At 63.5% G+C, this 14,367-nt stretch carries 12 protein-coding genes; 11 read left to right on the plus strand and 1 reads right to left on the minus strand.

Annotated features, from left to right (window positions below):
• Positions 1-182 precede the first annotated feature (182 nt).
• From QM712_RS12715 to QM712_RS12765, 11 genes are all read left to right on the plus strand, one after another.
• On the plus strand, positions 183-629 hold the full coding sequence (locus QM712_RS12715; protein WP_415023446.1) for a MaoC family dehydratase: 447 nt from the start codon (positions 183-185) through the stop codon (positions 627-629).
• A 96-nt stretch (positions 630-725) separates the two neighbouring features.
• The gene (locus tag QM712_RS12720) at positions 726-1,223 is read left to right on the plus strand and encodes a hypothetical protein (protein ID WP_415023447.1); all 498 of its coding nucleotides are present in this window, start codon (positions 726-728) and stop codon (positions 1,221-1,223) included.
• 282 nt (positions 1,224-1,505) lie between these two features.
• The gene (locus QM712_RS12725) at positions 1,506-2,672 is read left to right on the plus strand and encodes a helix-turn-helix transcriptional regulator (protein ID WP_415023448.1); all 1,167 of its coding nucleotides are present in this window, start codon (positions 1,506-1,508) and stop codon (positions 2,670-2,672) included.
• 231 nt (positions 2,673-2,903) lie between these two features.
• Positions 2,904-3,878 (plus strand): AraC family transcriptional regulator, encoded by a 975-nt coding sequence (locus tag QM712_RS12730; protein WP_415023449.1) that lies wholly within the window; start codon positions 2,904-2,906, stop codon positions 3,876-3,878.
• A gap of 42 nt (positions 3,879-3,920) precedes the next feature.
• Positions 3,921-4,169, plus strand: coding sequence for a DUF6894 family protein (locus tag QM712_RS12735; RefSeq protein WP_415023450.1), 249 nt, complete (start codon positions 3,921-3,923; stop codon positions 4,167-4,169).
• Between the two features lie 377 nt (positions 4,170-4,546).
• Positions 4,547-7,267: an autotransporter domain-containing protein gene (locus QM712_RS12740; protein WP_415023451.1), complete on the plus strand. Its 2,721-nt coding sequence runs from the start codon at positions 4,547-4,549 to the stop codon at positions 7,265-7,267.
• Between the two features lie 146 nt (positions 7,268-7,413).
• Positions 7,414-8,529, plus strand: coding sequence for a helix-turn-helix transcriptional regulator (locus tag QM712_RS12745; protein WP_415023452.1), 1,116 nt, complete (start codon positions 7,414-7,416; stop codon positions 8,527-8,529).
• Positions 8,530-8,639: 110 nt separating this feature from the next.
• Entirely contained in the window at positions 8,640-9,758 is a 1,119-nt protein-coding gene (locus tag QM712_RS12750; protein ID WP_415023453.1) for a helix-turn-helix transcriptional regulator, read from the plus strand.
• Positions 9,759-10,018: 260 nt separating this feature from the next.
• On the plus strand, positions 10,019-10,234 hold the full coding sequence (locus tag QM712_RS12755) for a hypothetical protein (RefSeq protein WP_415023454.1): 216 nt from the start codon (positions 10,019-10,021) through the stop codon (positions 10,232-10,234).
• Entirely contained in the window at positions 10,173-10,406 is a 234-nt protein-coding gene (locus tag QM712_RS12760) for a hypothetical protein (RefSeq protein WP_415023455.1), read from the plus strand. The genes QM712_RS12755 and QM712_RS12760 overlap by 62 nt, the downstream gene beginning before the upstream one ends.
• A 14-nt stretch (positions 10,407-10,420) precedes the next feature.
• Positions 10,421-11,149: a sulfite exporter TauE/SafE family protein gene (locus QM712_RS12765; RefSeq protein ID WP_415023456.1), complete on the plus strand. Its 729-nt coding sequence runs from the start codon at positions 10,421-10,423 to the stop codon at positions 11,147-11,149.
• On the opposite strand, the gene QM712_RS12770 is transcribed toward QM712_RS12765, so the two are convergent.
• Entirely contained in the window at positions 11,146-14,334 is a 3,189-nt protein-coding gene (locus QM712_RS12770; protein ID WP_415023457.1) for an efflux RND transporter permease subunit, read from the minus strand. The two genes, QM712_RS12765 and QM712_RS12770, sit on opposite strands and share 4 nt — an antisense overlap.
• Positions 14,335-14,367 lie beyond the last annotated feature (33 nt).

A 14,367-nucleotide genomic window follows, 5' to 3' on the forward strand; every position in this document is an offset into this window, starting at 1 on the left:
GTGATTTTGACGGGACCATAGCCGGGCATCTGTTTCAGGCGTGTTTCGTGCGTTCAGGAAAGGGGTTTCGCGGGGAACCCAGGGGCTGGCCCGCGCGGGACAGACCCGCTACATCCGCTTCCAGCCCATCCCTTTTGCCGCGCGTTTCGGGCCAGCGGCATGTCACATTGCGAGACAAGATCATGGCACAGGTCGAATGGTTCGACGATCTCACCGTCGGAATGCGGTTCAAATCGCCCGAGGTTCAGGTCACCGAGGCCGATATCAAGCGCTTCGCGGCGGAGTTCGATCCCCAGCCGATGCACCTCGACCATGAGGCAGCCAAGGGCACCCTCTTCAAGGGGCTCGCGGCCTCGGGATGGCACACCGCAGCGATCGCCATGAACCTTGCGATCCAGGCCCGTCCGTTCGGCCAGCATCCCCTGATCGGTGCCGGCGTCGACGGTTTGCGCTGGACAATGCCGGTGCGGCCCGACGACCGACTGCATCTTGTCGGCGAGGTGATGAGCCTGACGCCGTCGAAATCCAAGCCGCAGGGTATCGCCATGGTGAAGTGGACGATGTTCAACCAGAACGGCGAAGAGGTCTACACCTTCACGCCGATCGCGATCGTGCCGCGGCGCGGCTGAGCGCGATCCGGCGCCGCGGGCGTTCGGCCGGTGAAACCCTTGCGGGCGGCCGGAAGAGGTGGTCATCTTCGCGTGGGGAACGCGCTGGAGGCTGACATGAGACGCATATTTCCCGCCGCCTTGCTGCTTGCGGGCGCCCTGAGCGGCGCCCCCGTGCTCGCGCAACAGACCAGGGTCGGCGACTGGACCGTCGAGAAGCGCTCGCAGGACACCCACTGCAATGCGAGCCGCGGCTACAAGAACAAGGACGACGAGAACCGCAACTACGTCATCGTCGTCACCTATTCCGACAAGGCGATCGTCATCGTGATGATCTACGACGGCTGGGATTGGGAGAAGGCGGGTGATGTCCTCAGGGCGGATGTCGGAACCGACGACGCCGGCATCATGAAGAAGGCGAAATGGGAGGTCATGGACAAGACCACCGTGCGCGGCATCTTCGAATACGATCAGTCGATCATGGATCGCCTGTCGAAGGCCAGCCGCATTTCGCTCGATTTCGAGGACGATGACGACGACAGCATCGAGATGCAGATCCCGCGTGCCGGCGAGGCGCTCGCTGCGCTGAAGTTCTGTGAGGAGAACAGGAAATAAAGAGCCTGGCGCTTGCGAATCCGCCCGCGACGATAAGGCGCGTGATCTGCGGCACACAGTCCGGCGGCTGTTCGTATTTATCCTAGTCTTTGGCGAAAACGTCCAAGCTGCATCCTGCGGTTGACGTTACCCAAGGACGATGTTCGACATTCCAGCATTTCGCTGCGGCTTTTTCTTCCCATCGACGGCGATAGTTGACCGCGCTGTCTGCTCCGCTGGTTCCCGAAGCGGGTTGGCCCTGCCTCGCCTTGAGGGCAACACGCAAATCGCATCCTTCGACCAATGACGCTCGTGCAGGCGAACCGGTTCTCGTCGCTCGTCGGCGAGATCTACGATGCAGCAGCCGATCCGGCCCTGCGCAGCGCCACGCTGGAACAGGTTTCGGATTTCGTCGGCGGATGTGCCGCAACCATTCTGTCCAGGGATACTGCAAAGCTCTCGATCGAGATCCACCAGAACTTCGGGACCGACACGCGCTTCCGCCAGCTCTATCGCGACAGATACGTGGAGCTGGATCCGCTGCTCGATCGGCACCTCGATCTCGTGACGGGCCAGATGATCGCCGTCACCGACGTCATGCGCCACGAAGACTTTCTGGCGACGAGCTTCTATCGGGAATGGGTGGAGCCGCAGGGCGCCGTGGATCTGGCAACCGTCACGCTCGAGAAATCGAGTACGCGCACCACGGTGCTGCAGGTGATGCGCCACCGCTCTCGCGGGATCGTCGATGACGCCATGCGCGAGCGCATGCGGTTGCTCGCGCCGCACATGCGGCGCTCGCGCCTGATGGGACGGCAGATCAGCGCGCGCTCGCACACCGTGACTGATCTCGCCGGCGTTCTCGACGGGCTGAGCGCCGCCATCTGCCTGTTCGATGGTGAGGGGCGGGTCATGCATGCCAATGCTGCATGCCGGCGGCTCTTCAGCGATGCCGACCTGCTCGTCATCGTCGGCGATCGGATCGTGGCCCGCAACACCCAGACCGACAAGATATTCCGCGGCCTGTTCGATCCGGTCGGGCGATCGGGAACTGCGGCGGCGGATCGGCGCCGGATCGAACTGGTGACGTCGGTCGACGGCACCCACTATCTCGTCCACGCCCTTCCTCTGGCGCGGGACGGTCTGCCGGTGCGAGAGCGGCGTGACGTCGCAACCACGGTGCTGTTCATCCAGAAGGCGTCGATGGTACCTTCGCTTGCGACCGATGCAATCGTCGCGGCCTTCAGGCTGACGCCATCGGAACTACGCGTGCTGATGGGCATCATCGAGATTGGCGGCGTTCCCGACATTGCGGCAAGGCTCGGCATCGCCGAGACCACCGTCAAGACTCATCTCGGCCGCTTGTTCGAAAAGACAGGCGCCGGACGGCAGGCCGACCTGGTGAAGATCGCCGCCGGATTCGCCGCGCCGTTTGCGCAGCCAACGCGTGGCGATGACGACAGCGCGTGATCCAATTCACATTCGTTTCCCGCCTTTGTGGTGCTCTCAATCCATCGTGATGGACGGCGCGTCCGGGTCCTCCGAACGTAGGACGCGATTCGTTCGAGACTTTCGTATACGGCGCGACTTGAAATGAGAGGAGCAGCGTGCGCCACGCGCGCGGTGCGTGACCGTACCGAACGCGAACGCGCGGACACGACCGCGCCTGGCCGCGCCTGCTCGTCGGTTGGAGAGATTGCGGTGAGCGGCAAGGATGATTTTTCCATTCTCAGTGTTTCGACTGACGACATTCCGGAATGCGAGCGCGTGTCGTTGTTGCGAGAATTCTATTGTCGAGGCGTGTTGAAGGCCGAAGTCGAAGCAAGGGACGGAAAGCCATTCGCGGCGAGCCTGACGTCCCATTCATTACCGGAAGCGCAGGTGCTGATCGGGGGGCTGTTCGGGGCGCGAGTCGTTCGGACGAAGCAACTGGTCGCCGATGGCGATGACAGTCTTGGCCTGGTCGTGAACCGGTCCGGCGTCGTCGGCATATCCGGGCGAGGTCACGATCTGCAGCTTCATCCCGGAGATGCCGTCCTGATGAGCGCGGAGGACGTCTCGACGTTCGAGCGGTTCTCGCTTGGGAACTCTCTCTCGCTGCGCGTGCCGCGACGCGTGCTCGCGCCGATGATCGTCGATGTGGACGATGCCGTGATGCGCATCATGCCCGAAAGCGCCCCGGGTCTTCGGCTTCTCGTCGACTATGCGATGACCGTCGTGCGGCAGAAGGCATTCGCGGTGCCCGCACTGCGCCAGATCGGCGTCGGGCATCTGCACGATCTTCTGGCGCTCGTTCTCGGAGCGACGGAGGAGGTGCAGGAGCTGGCTGGACGGCGCGGCGTCAGGGCGGCGCGGCTGCAGAAGGCGAAGTTCTTCATCGCCAGCAATTGCCGGCGGCAGGACTTGTCGGTCGCGACCGCCGCGCAAGAACTCGGCGTGACGACGCGCTATCTGCAGCGTCTGTTCGAAACGGACGGCAGAACCTTTTCGTCATTCCTGATCGATCAGCGTCTCAAGCGCGCCCATCGCATGCTGCGAGAGCCGGAATTCGCCGAGCGTCCGGTGAGCTCCATCGCCTACGATGTCGGCTTCGGGGACCTTTCCTACTTCAATCGCTGCTTCCGGCGGGCCTACGGCGCGACGCCGAGTGGCGTCAGGAGCGGTGACGCGCTGTGATCGCGCTTCACCGAATGTTGCGTAATTCGATCGGAGTCGTGAATGCGCCGGTTCTTCTTTGACCTGCTGGTTGGAAACGTCGTGATGATCGATCCAGGGGGCATGGTGTTCGAATATGCCGAAGCCCCGATCTCGGCGGCCGACCAGATGGCGAAGCACCTGTTCGTCTGGCGCGACGATTTGCGGGATCGCGATGCCTGGGTCCGTGTCAGGGATGACGGCGGTCGCGAAGTCTATCGCGCTCCGGTCTGGTCCGAGAATTCGGAGAAGGCCGGATGGGACCAGGCCTGACCGTGGTTGCCGCAGTGTCGCAACTTTACATCAGTGCCACGCGAAGCGCAGTGAGTTCGTCCTGAGCCGAAACCCGGTCGCTTTCGTCCAAGTCGGATTTGTCACTCCTTTCTACCTTGGCGTTCAGCGAATCCAACTTGTTGTGGTGGGGCTCCCGCGATCGGAGGAGGCCCATCGAAATTGACCTGCGCGGGCGGCGCAAGGTCGCTACGGCCAAGGAAGTGGACATGAAAGTGACGGCTCGGGGCAGCACTGAACAGCGGTATTTTTTCTCGCGGGGATGTCTTCTTGTCCCGGCGATTCTGATCACGCCGATGGTCATTGGTGGGCGTGCAGAGGCGGCGTGTACGCCCGTGGCGCCGGCGAGCAATGCAACAGTGGTGTGCGCGACGGACACCGACGACCAGCAGGGTGGCAATACCGGCTACGGCACGCTCAATGACAATAACAATACTTATCGTGTCGACGCGGGCGTGACGGTCCACGGTGGCAGCTTCGGCCTCGTGACCGGTACCAACAGCGTCATCACCAACGCCGGCACGATAAGGGGCGCGAGTTCCGCGGGCGTTTCAGTTGCCGGCGACGCCAGCATCAACAATCTGAGTGGCGCGACGATCTCGGGTTACTTTGCCATCACCGCGAGGAACGTCGATCTGACCAACGCCGGCACGATCTCGGGTGAGCTTGGTGCGGTTTCGACCGGCGGTGATGCCACGATTACCAACCTCAGTACGGGTGTCATCACGCAGACGTCGATATTGGGCGGCGCGGTGTTCTCCGCTGGGCTGGCGACGGTGAGCAATGCAGGCACGATTTCGGGCCACACGTTCGGTGTATCCGGAAAGAACGTCAGTCTCTCGAATACCGCGTCCGGTACCATCATCGGTAACAACGCGGTGATCGCGGATCAATCCGTGACGGTCACCAACGCGGGATCGATCCAGTCGAGCGGCAACGCCATCGTGGCGCAGACCGGCGATGTCAATCTGACCAATATCGCTTCCGGAACGATCTCGGCCGCGGCCGATACCATCGTGACAAACGGCGACCCGGCGAGCGGAAGGGGCAATATCACGATCAGCAATGCGGGCGTGATCCGCACGACGACGTCGTTGGCGTCCGTGATCTCCGCCAGCAACCTCGCAACGGTCACCAATTCGGGGAGCATCGTTGGCGGAGCCATCGGCATTATTGGCTTGAACGTCAAGCTGACGAACCTCGCCGGCGGCACGGTGACGGCACACGACGCAGCGGTATTCGGCGCAGCGTCGTTTGTCGACAATGCCGGAACCATTGCCGCCGACGGGAGCTCCGGCGTTGCCATCATTGCCGACGTCACCGACGCGACGGTCCGTAACAGCGGTACGATCTCCGGAGCGGATGCCATTCGGGCACACGCCAGCGCGAACGTGGTCAACAGCGGCACCATATCGGGCACTGAAGCGGCGATTCTTGCCAATACCGCGAACGTCACCAATACGGGGCTGATTTCCTCGACCGCCGGCTTTGCTGTGGTTGCTGCCACAGTCAATCTCGACAATGCGGGGACGGTTACGGGCACGCGCGGGGTCAATGCGATCCTTGCGAGCGTCAGAAATTCCGGAACGATTACCGGAACGAGTGGCGCGATCGTCGCGAACGAATCCACCGTGACCAACACGGGCGTGCTTCAGGCGACCGGAAGCACCGGCATCGGCGTTCTTGCGGTCAGGACCGACGTCAGAAATTTCGGGACGATCACGGGCTACAATGGCATTGTTTCGTCGAACGCAGCGACAATCACGAATGCCGGAACGATCACCGGCACGGGTGGTACCGCGATCCAGCTGTCACGCGCCGCGGATACGCTGACGCTGCTGCCGGGTTCGAAGATCAACGGCGTGGTCGATTTCGGCTTCGGCGATGACGTGGTGAACATCAATCTTGCTCCGAGCACCCGGGTGTCGTCCCTGGTGACCATCGACATGCCGACCTTCGTCAATTTCGACGGCAAGATCAACACGATCACGTCGGGCGGCAAGTTCAACGGCCCGTCTGTCGTCGCCGGTTCGACGCTCGCGACGCTCGACCCCACGGCACTGGCGCAGACCGATCGGACGCTGATGGATTTCACGGGTGGCGTGTCCTCGCTGGTGCAGGGGCGCTTGAATGGCGGTGCAGGTCCCGGCGGCAGCAACATGATGGCGATGTCCTATGCGCCGGACAGCGCGCAGGCAGGACGGTTCACCAAGGCGCCGTGGAGCGTCTGGACGGATTCGGCACCGATCACGGTCTGGGCCAACAGTTTCGGCGGCCAGCGAATCCAGGACGAGACGGCGGCAACGCTGCGCGCGACCTCGACGGCCTGGGGCGGTGCGATCGGCATCGATCGCAAGGTGCAGCCGAACTGGCTGGTCGGTGTCTTCCTCGGCGGCGGGCAGGGCGGCCTGTCGGTCGATCTCAACTCGCAGTCGGTGGACACCAACTACGCCTTTGCCGGCGTCTACAGCCGGTTCGAATGGGCGGCGCAATTCTTCGATTTCACGATCCAGGGAGGCAATGTCGACAACCGTTCGCGCCGGCTGGTGCTGAACAATTCCGTCGACGGCGGCATGGAGACGGCGACCGCGAACTACAGCGGCTGGTACATCAGCCCCGAGGTCGCCTACGGCTACAGGCTCCAGATCGGGAATGGCTACATCCTGACACCGACGGCGCGGCTGCGCTATGTCGCGGGCCGGTTCGACGGCTACAGCGAAGCCGGGTCCGAGCAGGGGCTTTCGGTCGGCGGCCGCACGCTGCAGGATTTCGAGGAGCGGGGCGAGGTCGACCTGTCGCGGGTGACGAGCCTGGCCGGCGGCGAGTTGAAGGCGAACGTCCATGGCGGCGTGGTCGCGCTCCAGCGCGCCGGCGATGCCACGATCAACACCGTGCTGATCGGGCAGAACCTGTCCTTCGTGACGCCCGGCAGCCGCAGCAGCGTCGGTGCGGTGGCGGGCTTCGGCTTCGACTATCGCACCAGCCGCAACGTGTTCGTGTTCGGCGCGGTGGAGGGCATGATGATGTCCGACCAGAGCCGGACCGGCACGGCGAAGGGGGGTGTTCGCATCGCGTTCTGAGCCGGCATCAGCCCCGGCGGCCGGAACGTGATGGCCGCCGGCCGGGTTCCATCCGCCCGGCCGGCGCCTCCTCCGATCGGAGGACGCCGTATCCCCTGGTTGTGCTATGGTCCCCGGCATTGATTGAATTCAAGCCATTTAGAGCCATGCCCGGACCGCGACAACTGCCTGAACTGGTCGAATCCATCTATGACGCCGGGCTAGATCCGTCGCGCTGGAACGAGGCCGTCGTCGGCATCCGCGATTTCGTCGGTGGCCAGGCCTGCGGGCTGTTTTCCAAGGATTCGATCAGCAAGTTCGGCGTTACCCATTACTATTGCGGGGCGGATCCGCATTACATCCAGCTCTATTCCGAGACGCATTCGAAGTTCGATCCGCTGTCGGTCCTGCCGCCGCAGGGGCAGATCGTCAGCATTCCCGATCTCGTCAATTTCGATGCGTATCGGCGAGGGCGCTTCTATCAGGAATGGATGCGGCCGCAGGGATGCAGCGACGCGGCCAATGTCGTTCTCGACAGGTCGAATGCAAGCTGCCCGGTGATGATGACGGTGTTGTCGGGTCGCCGCATGGTCGATGCAGGGATGAAGCAGCGTCTGTCCCTCGTCGTGCCGCATGCCAGCCGCGCGCTTCTGATCAACCGCACCATCGCCTCCAAGCTGACGCTGGCGACGGCACTGGCCGACATCCTGGACAATCTCGCATCCGGCATCTTCCTGCTCGATGCCAGTTGCCAGGTGGTGCATGCGAACTCCGCCGGTCAGGCCTTGCTCGCGGCCGAGGACGTGGTTCGCACCGTCGCCGGACAACTCGTGACCTCCAGCGCAGAAACCAATCAGATCCTGCGCGATGCTTTCGCGGCCCGTGACATTGCCCTGCCGGTCGGGCGAGGGCAGGCGATTCCTCTGCTCTCTCCCGAGGCCGAGCGATATGTCGCGCATATCCTGCCGCTGGCTTCGGTGCTGCGCAATGGCAGCGAGCGCCTTCCCGATGCCGTTGGCGCGCTGCTCTTGCGCAAGGTCACGCTGGGCGGTCAGTCCTACGGTGAACTGATCGCGCGGACGTTTGATCTCACGCCGGCCGAATTGCGCGTGTTCCTGTCGATCGTCGAGGTCGGAGGCGTGCCGGAGACGGCGGCAGCGCTCGGAATTGCCGAGACGACGGCGAAGACGCATCTGCATCGCGTGTTCGCGAAGACCGGTGTGTCTCGCCAGGCCGACCTCGTCAAGCTCGCGGCGGGGTTTTCCAGTCCACTCGTCAATTGACGGGTCGGCGGCCGTCGGTATTGAACCTTTCGCCTCCGTCATCGACTCCCTAGAAAGTCGCCGGGCATCAAGAACGCTCGGCGCTCTCTATTTGACGATTGGCGATTGCGATGCAGAGGCCACCACAACAATCCGAGTTGATCGATAGCATCTACGACGCAGGGCTTCACCCCGAATTGTGGAACGAAGTCGTCGTGATGCTCAACGCGTTCATCGGAAGCCGGGCGTGCGGCCTGATTTCGAAGAACCAGGTCAGCAAGTCAGGCGCGACGCATTACTATTGCGGCGTCGATCCGCACTACATTCGGCTCTATGCCGAAACCTATGCGCGGTACGATCCGCTCGCCAGGCTGCCCCGGTACGGCGAGGTCCGCAATATCCCCGATCTCGTGAATTTCGACGAGTACCGGCGCGGACGATTCTATCAGGAATGGTTGCGACCGCAGGGCTGCATCGACGTCGCCAATGTCGTGCTCGAGCGTTCGAAGTCGCCTTGTCCGATGCTCATGACGGTTATCCCGGGCAAGGAGATGCTCGACGCGGATCAGCGTGCGCGGATGCAATTCATTGTTCCGCACGCCAGCCGGGCATTGATGATCAACCGGGCGATCGAACGCAAACAAGAGCGCGCGATTGCCCTTGCCGATGTCGTGGACAGGCTGAACGCGGGCGTGATCCTGCTGGATGCGGCGTGTCACATCGTCCACAGCAATCCCGCGGCGGAGACGATCCTGGCCGCGGACGATGTCCTGCGATCCGTTGCGGGAAGGCTCGTCGCGCGATCCGCGGAAGCGAACCACGCCTTGCGTGACATCTTCCGGGATCCGGGAGACGTCTCCGTGGCGGCGGCCGCGGGCAAGAAAATCCCGCTGACCTCGCACGATGGATCGTATTACGTCGCACACGTCATCGCGTTGCCGTCGCTCCTGCGCGACGACCAAGCGGAGCGATCGTCGGCCACGGGGGCGTTGTTCCTCTGGAAGGCGGAACTCGACACCCGCTCATGTGCCGGCCTGATCGACCGTACCTTCGAACTGACTCCGGCGGAACTGAGAGTCGTGCAATCGATCGTCGAAGTCGGCGGCGTGCCGGAGTCGGCGATTGCGCTCGGAATCGCCGAGACGACGGTGAAGACCCATCTGCATCGCGTGTTCGCGAAGACCGGCGTCAGCCGGCAGGCCGACCTCGTCAAGCTTGCGGCGGGATTCTCCAATCCGCTCGTTCACTGACGCATCGCCATGCCGCAAAAGCGGCCGTGCAGCGTCCATCATTTCATCATCAGAAAGTTATCGCGCGTCATTCGATTGAATGACGCGATTTGCTGCCGCCTCTTCTAGGAGACACTACACGATCACTTGTTCGATGCATTCGATGTCTGTGTGAAGCAACTCACGAATAACCGAGGTGAGTTCTGTCAATCTCTCACACAGATGGAGAGGAGAGTTACATGCGAACAGTGCCGCGATCTCCAGCCAGCAAGTTTCGCGACATGGTCCATCGCGTCGTCGCGGCGTTTCACAGGCAACGCGAAATCGAGGCACGTCGCGCATTGCGACGCTATCGGCATCTGCTCGAGGTCGAGCAGCATACATCGCATTCGACCGAGATCAGCCCCATGGGCAGCGAAGAGGATATTTCAGACAATGCCAACGAATTTGATGCGCGCGAGCGCGCCACCAGTCGCCGCACGTTCGAGCGCGCGTAACGTCAACATCGTCGTGATCGCGCTCACCGCAGCGCTCGTCGCTCTCCAATTGGTCGGACTGGCGATCCTCGAGCGTTCCCACGCGCATGCGATGCAGGCGCCGGTTTCGCGGGAGCCGGTCGGCTGCCCGGAAGCCGCCGCGGCTCCCGTCCCGGAAATTCCCTACGATTGATCGGAGGGCAGATCTTGCCAGATATCGCGACTTTGATTCTGCTCAGCGTTGCCGTATTCGCGGGCGCCTTCGTCTCGGGGCTGTCCGGCTTCGCGTTCTCGGCCGTGGCTGGTGCCATCCTGCTGAGGGTGTTCCAGCCGCTGGAAGCCGTTCCGCTGATGATGGCATGCAGCATCGGCGTGCAGGCGACCAATCTGTGGGCGCTCCGGCGCACCATCCGCTGGGAAGGCAGTTTGCTCCTGATCGTCGGTGGACTGATCGGCGTTCCCATCGCCGTCTCGCTGCTGCAGAGCACAGACACGCATCTGCTGCGGCGTGGATTCGGCATCATTGTCGCGCTCTATGCGGCCTACATGCTGCTGCGGCCGACGCTGGTCACGGCTGGAGAAGCCGTCGGCCGGCACTGGGTTGCGCTGATCGGTTTCGGCGGAGGGCTGGTCGGTGGCCTCACGGCCATGCCCGGAGCGATCCCGACGATCTGGTGCGACATGCGCGGCATGCCCAAGAGCGAGCAGCGCGGCCTGGTGCAGCCGTTCATCGCGGCGATGCAGCTGTTTGCGATCGCTTTGCTGGTCGGGCATCAGGATCTGTCGTCGAAGGTCTTCATCGACCTGGCAATCAGCCTGCCGGCGCTGTTCGCGGGCTCGGCTCTCGGCGTCATCGCCTTTCACCGTGTCAACGAGACGGTCTTTCGCAAGACCGTGCTCGTTCTGTTGTTGCTGTCGGGGATCTCCCTGATCTAGTGACCGAGTCCCTGGACCGGCGCAGCGCTGGTGTCGCTGCCGTGATGCGTCAGCGGCTTCATGCCGGTGACGGTGCGAAGCAGCACATAGAATACCGGGGTCAGGAACAAGCCGAACACGGTGACCCCGATCATGCCCGAGAAGACGGCGACGCCCATGGCCCGCCGCATCTCGGAGCCGGCGCCGGTCGATAGCACCAGCGGCAGCACGCCCATGATGAAGGCCATCGACGTCATCAGGATCGGGCGCAGGCGAAGCCGGCTTGCCTCGATCGCCGCGCGGAGCGGCGAGCGCCCCGCGAATTCGAGCTCGCGCGCGAATTCGACGATCAGGATCGCGTTCTTGGCCGAGAGGCCGACGAGCACGATCAGGCCGATCTGGGTGAAGACGTTGTTGTCGCCCTTCGAGACCCAGACCCCGAACATCGCCGCCAGCAGGCCCATCGGCACGATCATGATGATCGAAAGCGGCAGCGTCAGGCTCTCATAGAGTGCCGCCAGGACCAGGAACACCAGCAGGATCGCCAGCGGGAACACCCACAGGCCGGAATTGCCGGCGATGAACTCCTGATAGGTCAGGTCGGTCCATTCGAAGGCAAAGCCGGGCGGCAGCACTTCGGCGGCGATCCGCGTCGCGGCTTCCTGCGCCTGGCCGGAGGAGTAGCCCGGCGCGGCCGCCGCGTTGATGTCGGACGACAGGAAGCCGTTGTAGCGGATCGCGCGTTCGGGCCCCGCGCTCTGGCGGATCGTCAGCAGCGCCGACAGCGGCACCATGTCGCCGGAGGACGAACGCACCTTCAACTGCCTGATGTCGTCGGCGCGCGCGCGGAACGGCGCATCGGCCTGGACGTAGACGGAGTAGGTACGGCCGAACTTGTTGAAGTCGTTCACGTAGTAGGAGCCGAGATAGATCTGGAGTGTGTTGAACACTTCGGTCACGGGCACGCCGAGCTGCAGCGCCTTGGTGCGGTCGATGTCGGCGAAGAGCTGCGGCACGTTGACCTGGAAGCTCGAGAACACGCCGGCGATCTCCGGCGCCTTCTGCATCGCCGCCATGAAGGCTTTCGTCGCCTCGTTCAGTGCCTCATAGCCGAGGCCGGCGCGGTCCTCGATCTGCAGCTTGAAGCCGCCGATCGTGCCGAGGCCGTTGACCGGCGGCGGCGGGAACATGGCGATGAAGGCTTCCTGGATGCCGGCGTATTTCTTGTTCAGTTCGGCCGCGAGAGCAGGGCCGCTCAGCGAGGGATCCTTGCGTTCGTCGAACGGCTTCAGCGTCGAGAACACGATGCCGGCGTTTGAGGAGTTGGTGAAGCCGGAGATCGACAGGCCCGGGAAGGCCACGGAGCTTTCGACGCCGGGCTGGGTCAGCGCGATGTCGCTCATCTTGCGGATCACCTCTTCCGTGCGGTCGAGCGTCGCGCCGTCGGGCAGGCGTGCGAAGCCGACCAGGTACTGCTTGTCCTGGCCGGGCACGAAGCCGCTCGGCACCTGCTGGAACAAGAGGGCGGTCAGACCGACCAGGACCACGTAGAGGCCCATCACGGCCGCCTTGCCGGAGATCACCTTGGTCACGGTGCCGCTGTAGTTCTCGGAGGAGCGCGTGAAGGCCTTGTTGAAGCCGCGGAAGAACCAGCCCAGTGCCTTTTCGAGCAGCAGCGTCAGCCGGTCCTTCGGCTCGTCATGGCCCTTGAGCAGCAGGGCCGACAACGCCGGCGACAGGGTCAGCGAGTTGACGGCCGAGATCACGGTCGAGATCGCGATGGTCAGCGCGAACTGCTTGTAGAACTGCCCGGTGAGGCCGGAGATGAAGGCGAGTGGCACGAACACCGCGATCAGCACCATCGCGATCGCGATGATCGGCCCGGAGACCTCGCGCATCGCCTGATAGGTGGCATCGCGCGGCGACAGCCCGCCCTCGATGTTGCGCTCGACGTTCTCGACCACGACGATGGCGTCGTCGACGACGATGCCGATCGCGAGCACGAGGCCGAACAGGCTGAGCGCATTGATCGAGAAGCCGAACACGTGCATCACGGCGAAGGTGCCGACGATCGAGACGGGCACGGCCAGGAGCGGAATGATCGAGGCGCGCCAGGTCTGCAGGAACAGGATCACCACCAGCACCACGAGCGCGATCGCCTCCAGCAGCGTATGGATCACGGCCTCGATCGACGACCTCACGAACTGGGTGGGGTCGTAGACGATCTGGTAGGACACGCCTTCGGGCATGTTCTTCTTGATCTCCGCCATGGTGGCGCGGACGTGATCGGAGATCTCGAGCGCGTTCGAGCCGGGAGCCTGGAAGATCGGAATCGCCACCGCCTGCTTGTTGTCGAGCAGCGACCGCAGGCCGTATTCGGATGCGCCGAGCTCGATGCGGGCGACGTCGCGCAGCCGCACCACTTCGCCGCGCGAGCCGGTCTTGACCACGATGTCGCCGAATTGCTCCTCGTTCGCGAGGCGGCCTTCGGCGTTGACCGAGAGCTGCAGGTCGATGCCCTTGACGTTGGGGGACGAACCGACGACGCCGGCGGCAGCCTCGACGTTCTGTGCCTGGATGGCCTTGACGATGTCGCTCGCGGTCAGCCCATGCTCGGCCGCCTTCTGCGGATCGACCCAGACCCGCATCGAATAGTCGCCGGCGCCGTAGAGCTGGACGTCGCCGACACCGTCGATCCGCGCCAGCCTGTCCTTGACGTTCAGCACGGCGTAGTTGCGCAGATACGTCATGTCGTAGCGGCCGTTCGGCGACAGCAGATGCACGACCATGGTGAGGTCGGGCGACGACTTCTTGGTGATGATGCCGAGCTGGCGTACCACGGCCGGCAGGCGCGGTTCGGCCTGCTGCACGCGGTTCTGCACGAGCTGCGTCGCCTTGTCGGGATCGGTCCCGAGCCGGAACGTCACCGTCAGCGTCATCGCGCCGTCGGTGGTGGCCTGGCTCGACATGTACAGCATGTTCTCGACGCCGTTGATCTGCTCCTCGATCGGCGTCGCCACCGTCTCCGCGATCACCTTGGGATTGGCGCCGGGATAGGTCGCGCGCACGACGACGGAGGGGGGCACGACGTCCGGATATTCGGAGATCGGCATCGCGAACAGCGAGATCAGGCCCGCGAGAAAGATCAGGACCGAGAGAACGCCGGCGAAAATCGGGCGGTCGATGAAGAACTTCGAGAGATTCATGGCTATGCCCCTGCGCTAGAGACGACTTTCCCT

Source organism: Bradyrhizobium sp. (assembly GCF_047605465.1).
In the GTDB taxonomy this organism is placed as follows: Bacteria; Pseudomonadota; Alphaproteobacteria; order Rhizobiales; family Xanthobacteraceae; genus Bradyrhizobium.

Bases quoted from the DNA above. Each gene is read 5' to 3' on its own strand.
- QM712_RS12725 (WP_415023448.1), top strand. From the start codon at position 1,506: ATGACGCTCGTGCAGGCGAACCGGTTCTCGTCGCTCGTCGGCGAGATC.
- QM712_RS12745 (WP_415023452.1), top strand. From the start codon at position 7,414: ATGCCCGGACCGCGACAACTGCCTGAACTGGTCGAATCCATCTATGAC.
- QM712_RS12770 (WP_415023457.1), bottom strand. From the start codon at position 14,334: ATGAATCTCTCGAAGTTCTTCATCGACCGCCCGATTTTCGCCGGCGTT.
- QM712_RS12735 (WP_415023450.1), top strand. From the start codon at position 3,921: ATGCGCCGGTTCTTCTTTGACCTGCTGGTTGGAAACGTCGTGATGATC.
- QM712_RS12755 (WP_415023454.1), top strand. From the start codon at position 10,019: ATGGTCCATCGCGTCGTCGCGGCGTTTCACAGGCAACGCGAAATCGAG.
- QM712_RS12760 (WP_415023455.1), top strand. From the start codon at position 10,173: ATGCCAACGAATTTGATGCGCGCGAGCGCGCCACCAGTCGCCGCACGT.
- QM712_RS12750 (WP_415023453.1), top strand. From the start codon at position 8,640: ATGCAGAGGCCACCACAACAATCCGAGTTGATCGATAGCATCTACGAC.
- QM712_RS12715 (WP_415023446.1), top strand. From the start codon at position 183: ATGGCACAGGTCGAATGGTTCGACGATCTCACCGTCGGAATGCGGTTC.
- QM712_RS12720 (WP_415023447.1), top strand. From the start codon at position 726: ATGAGACGCATATTTCCCGCCGCCTTGCTGCTTGCGGGCGCCCTGAGC.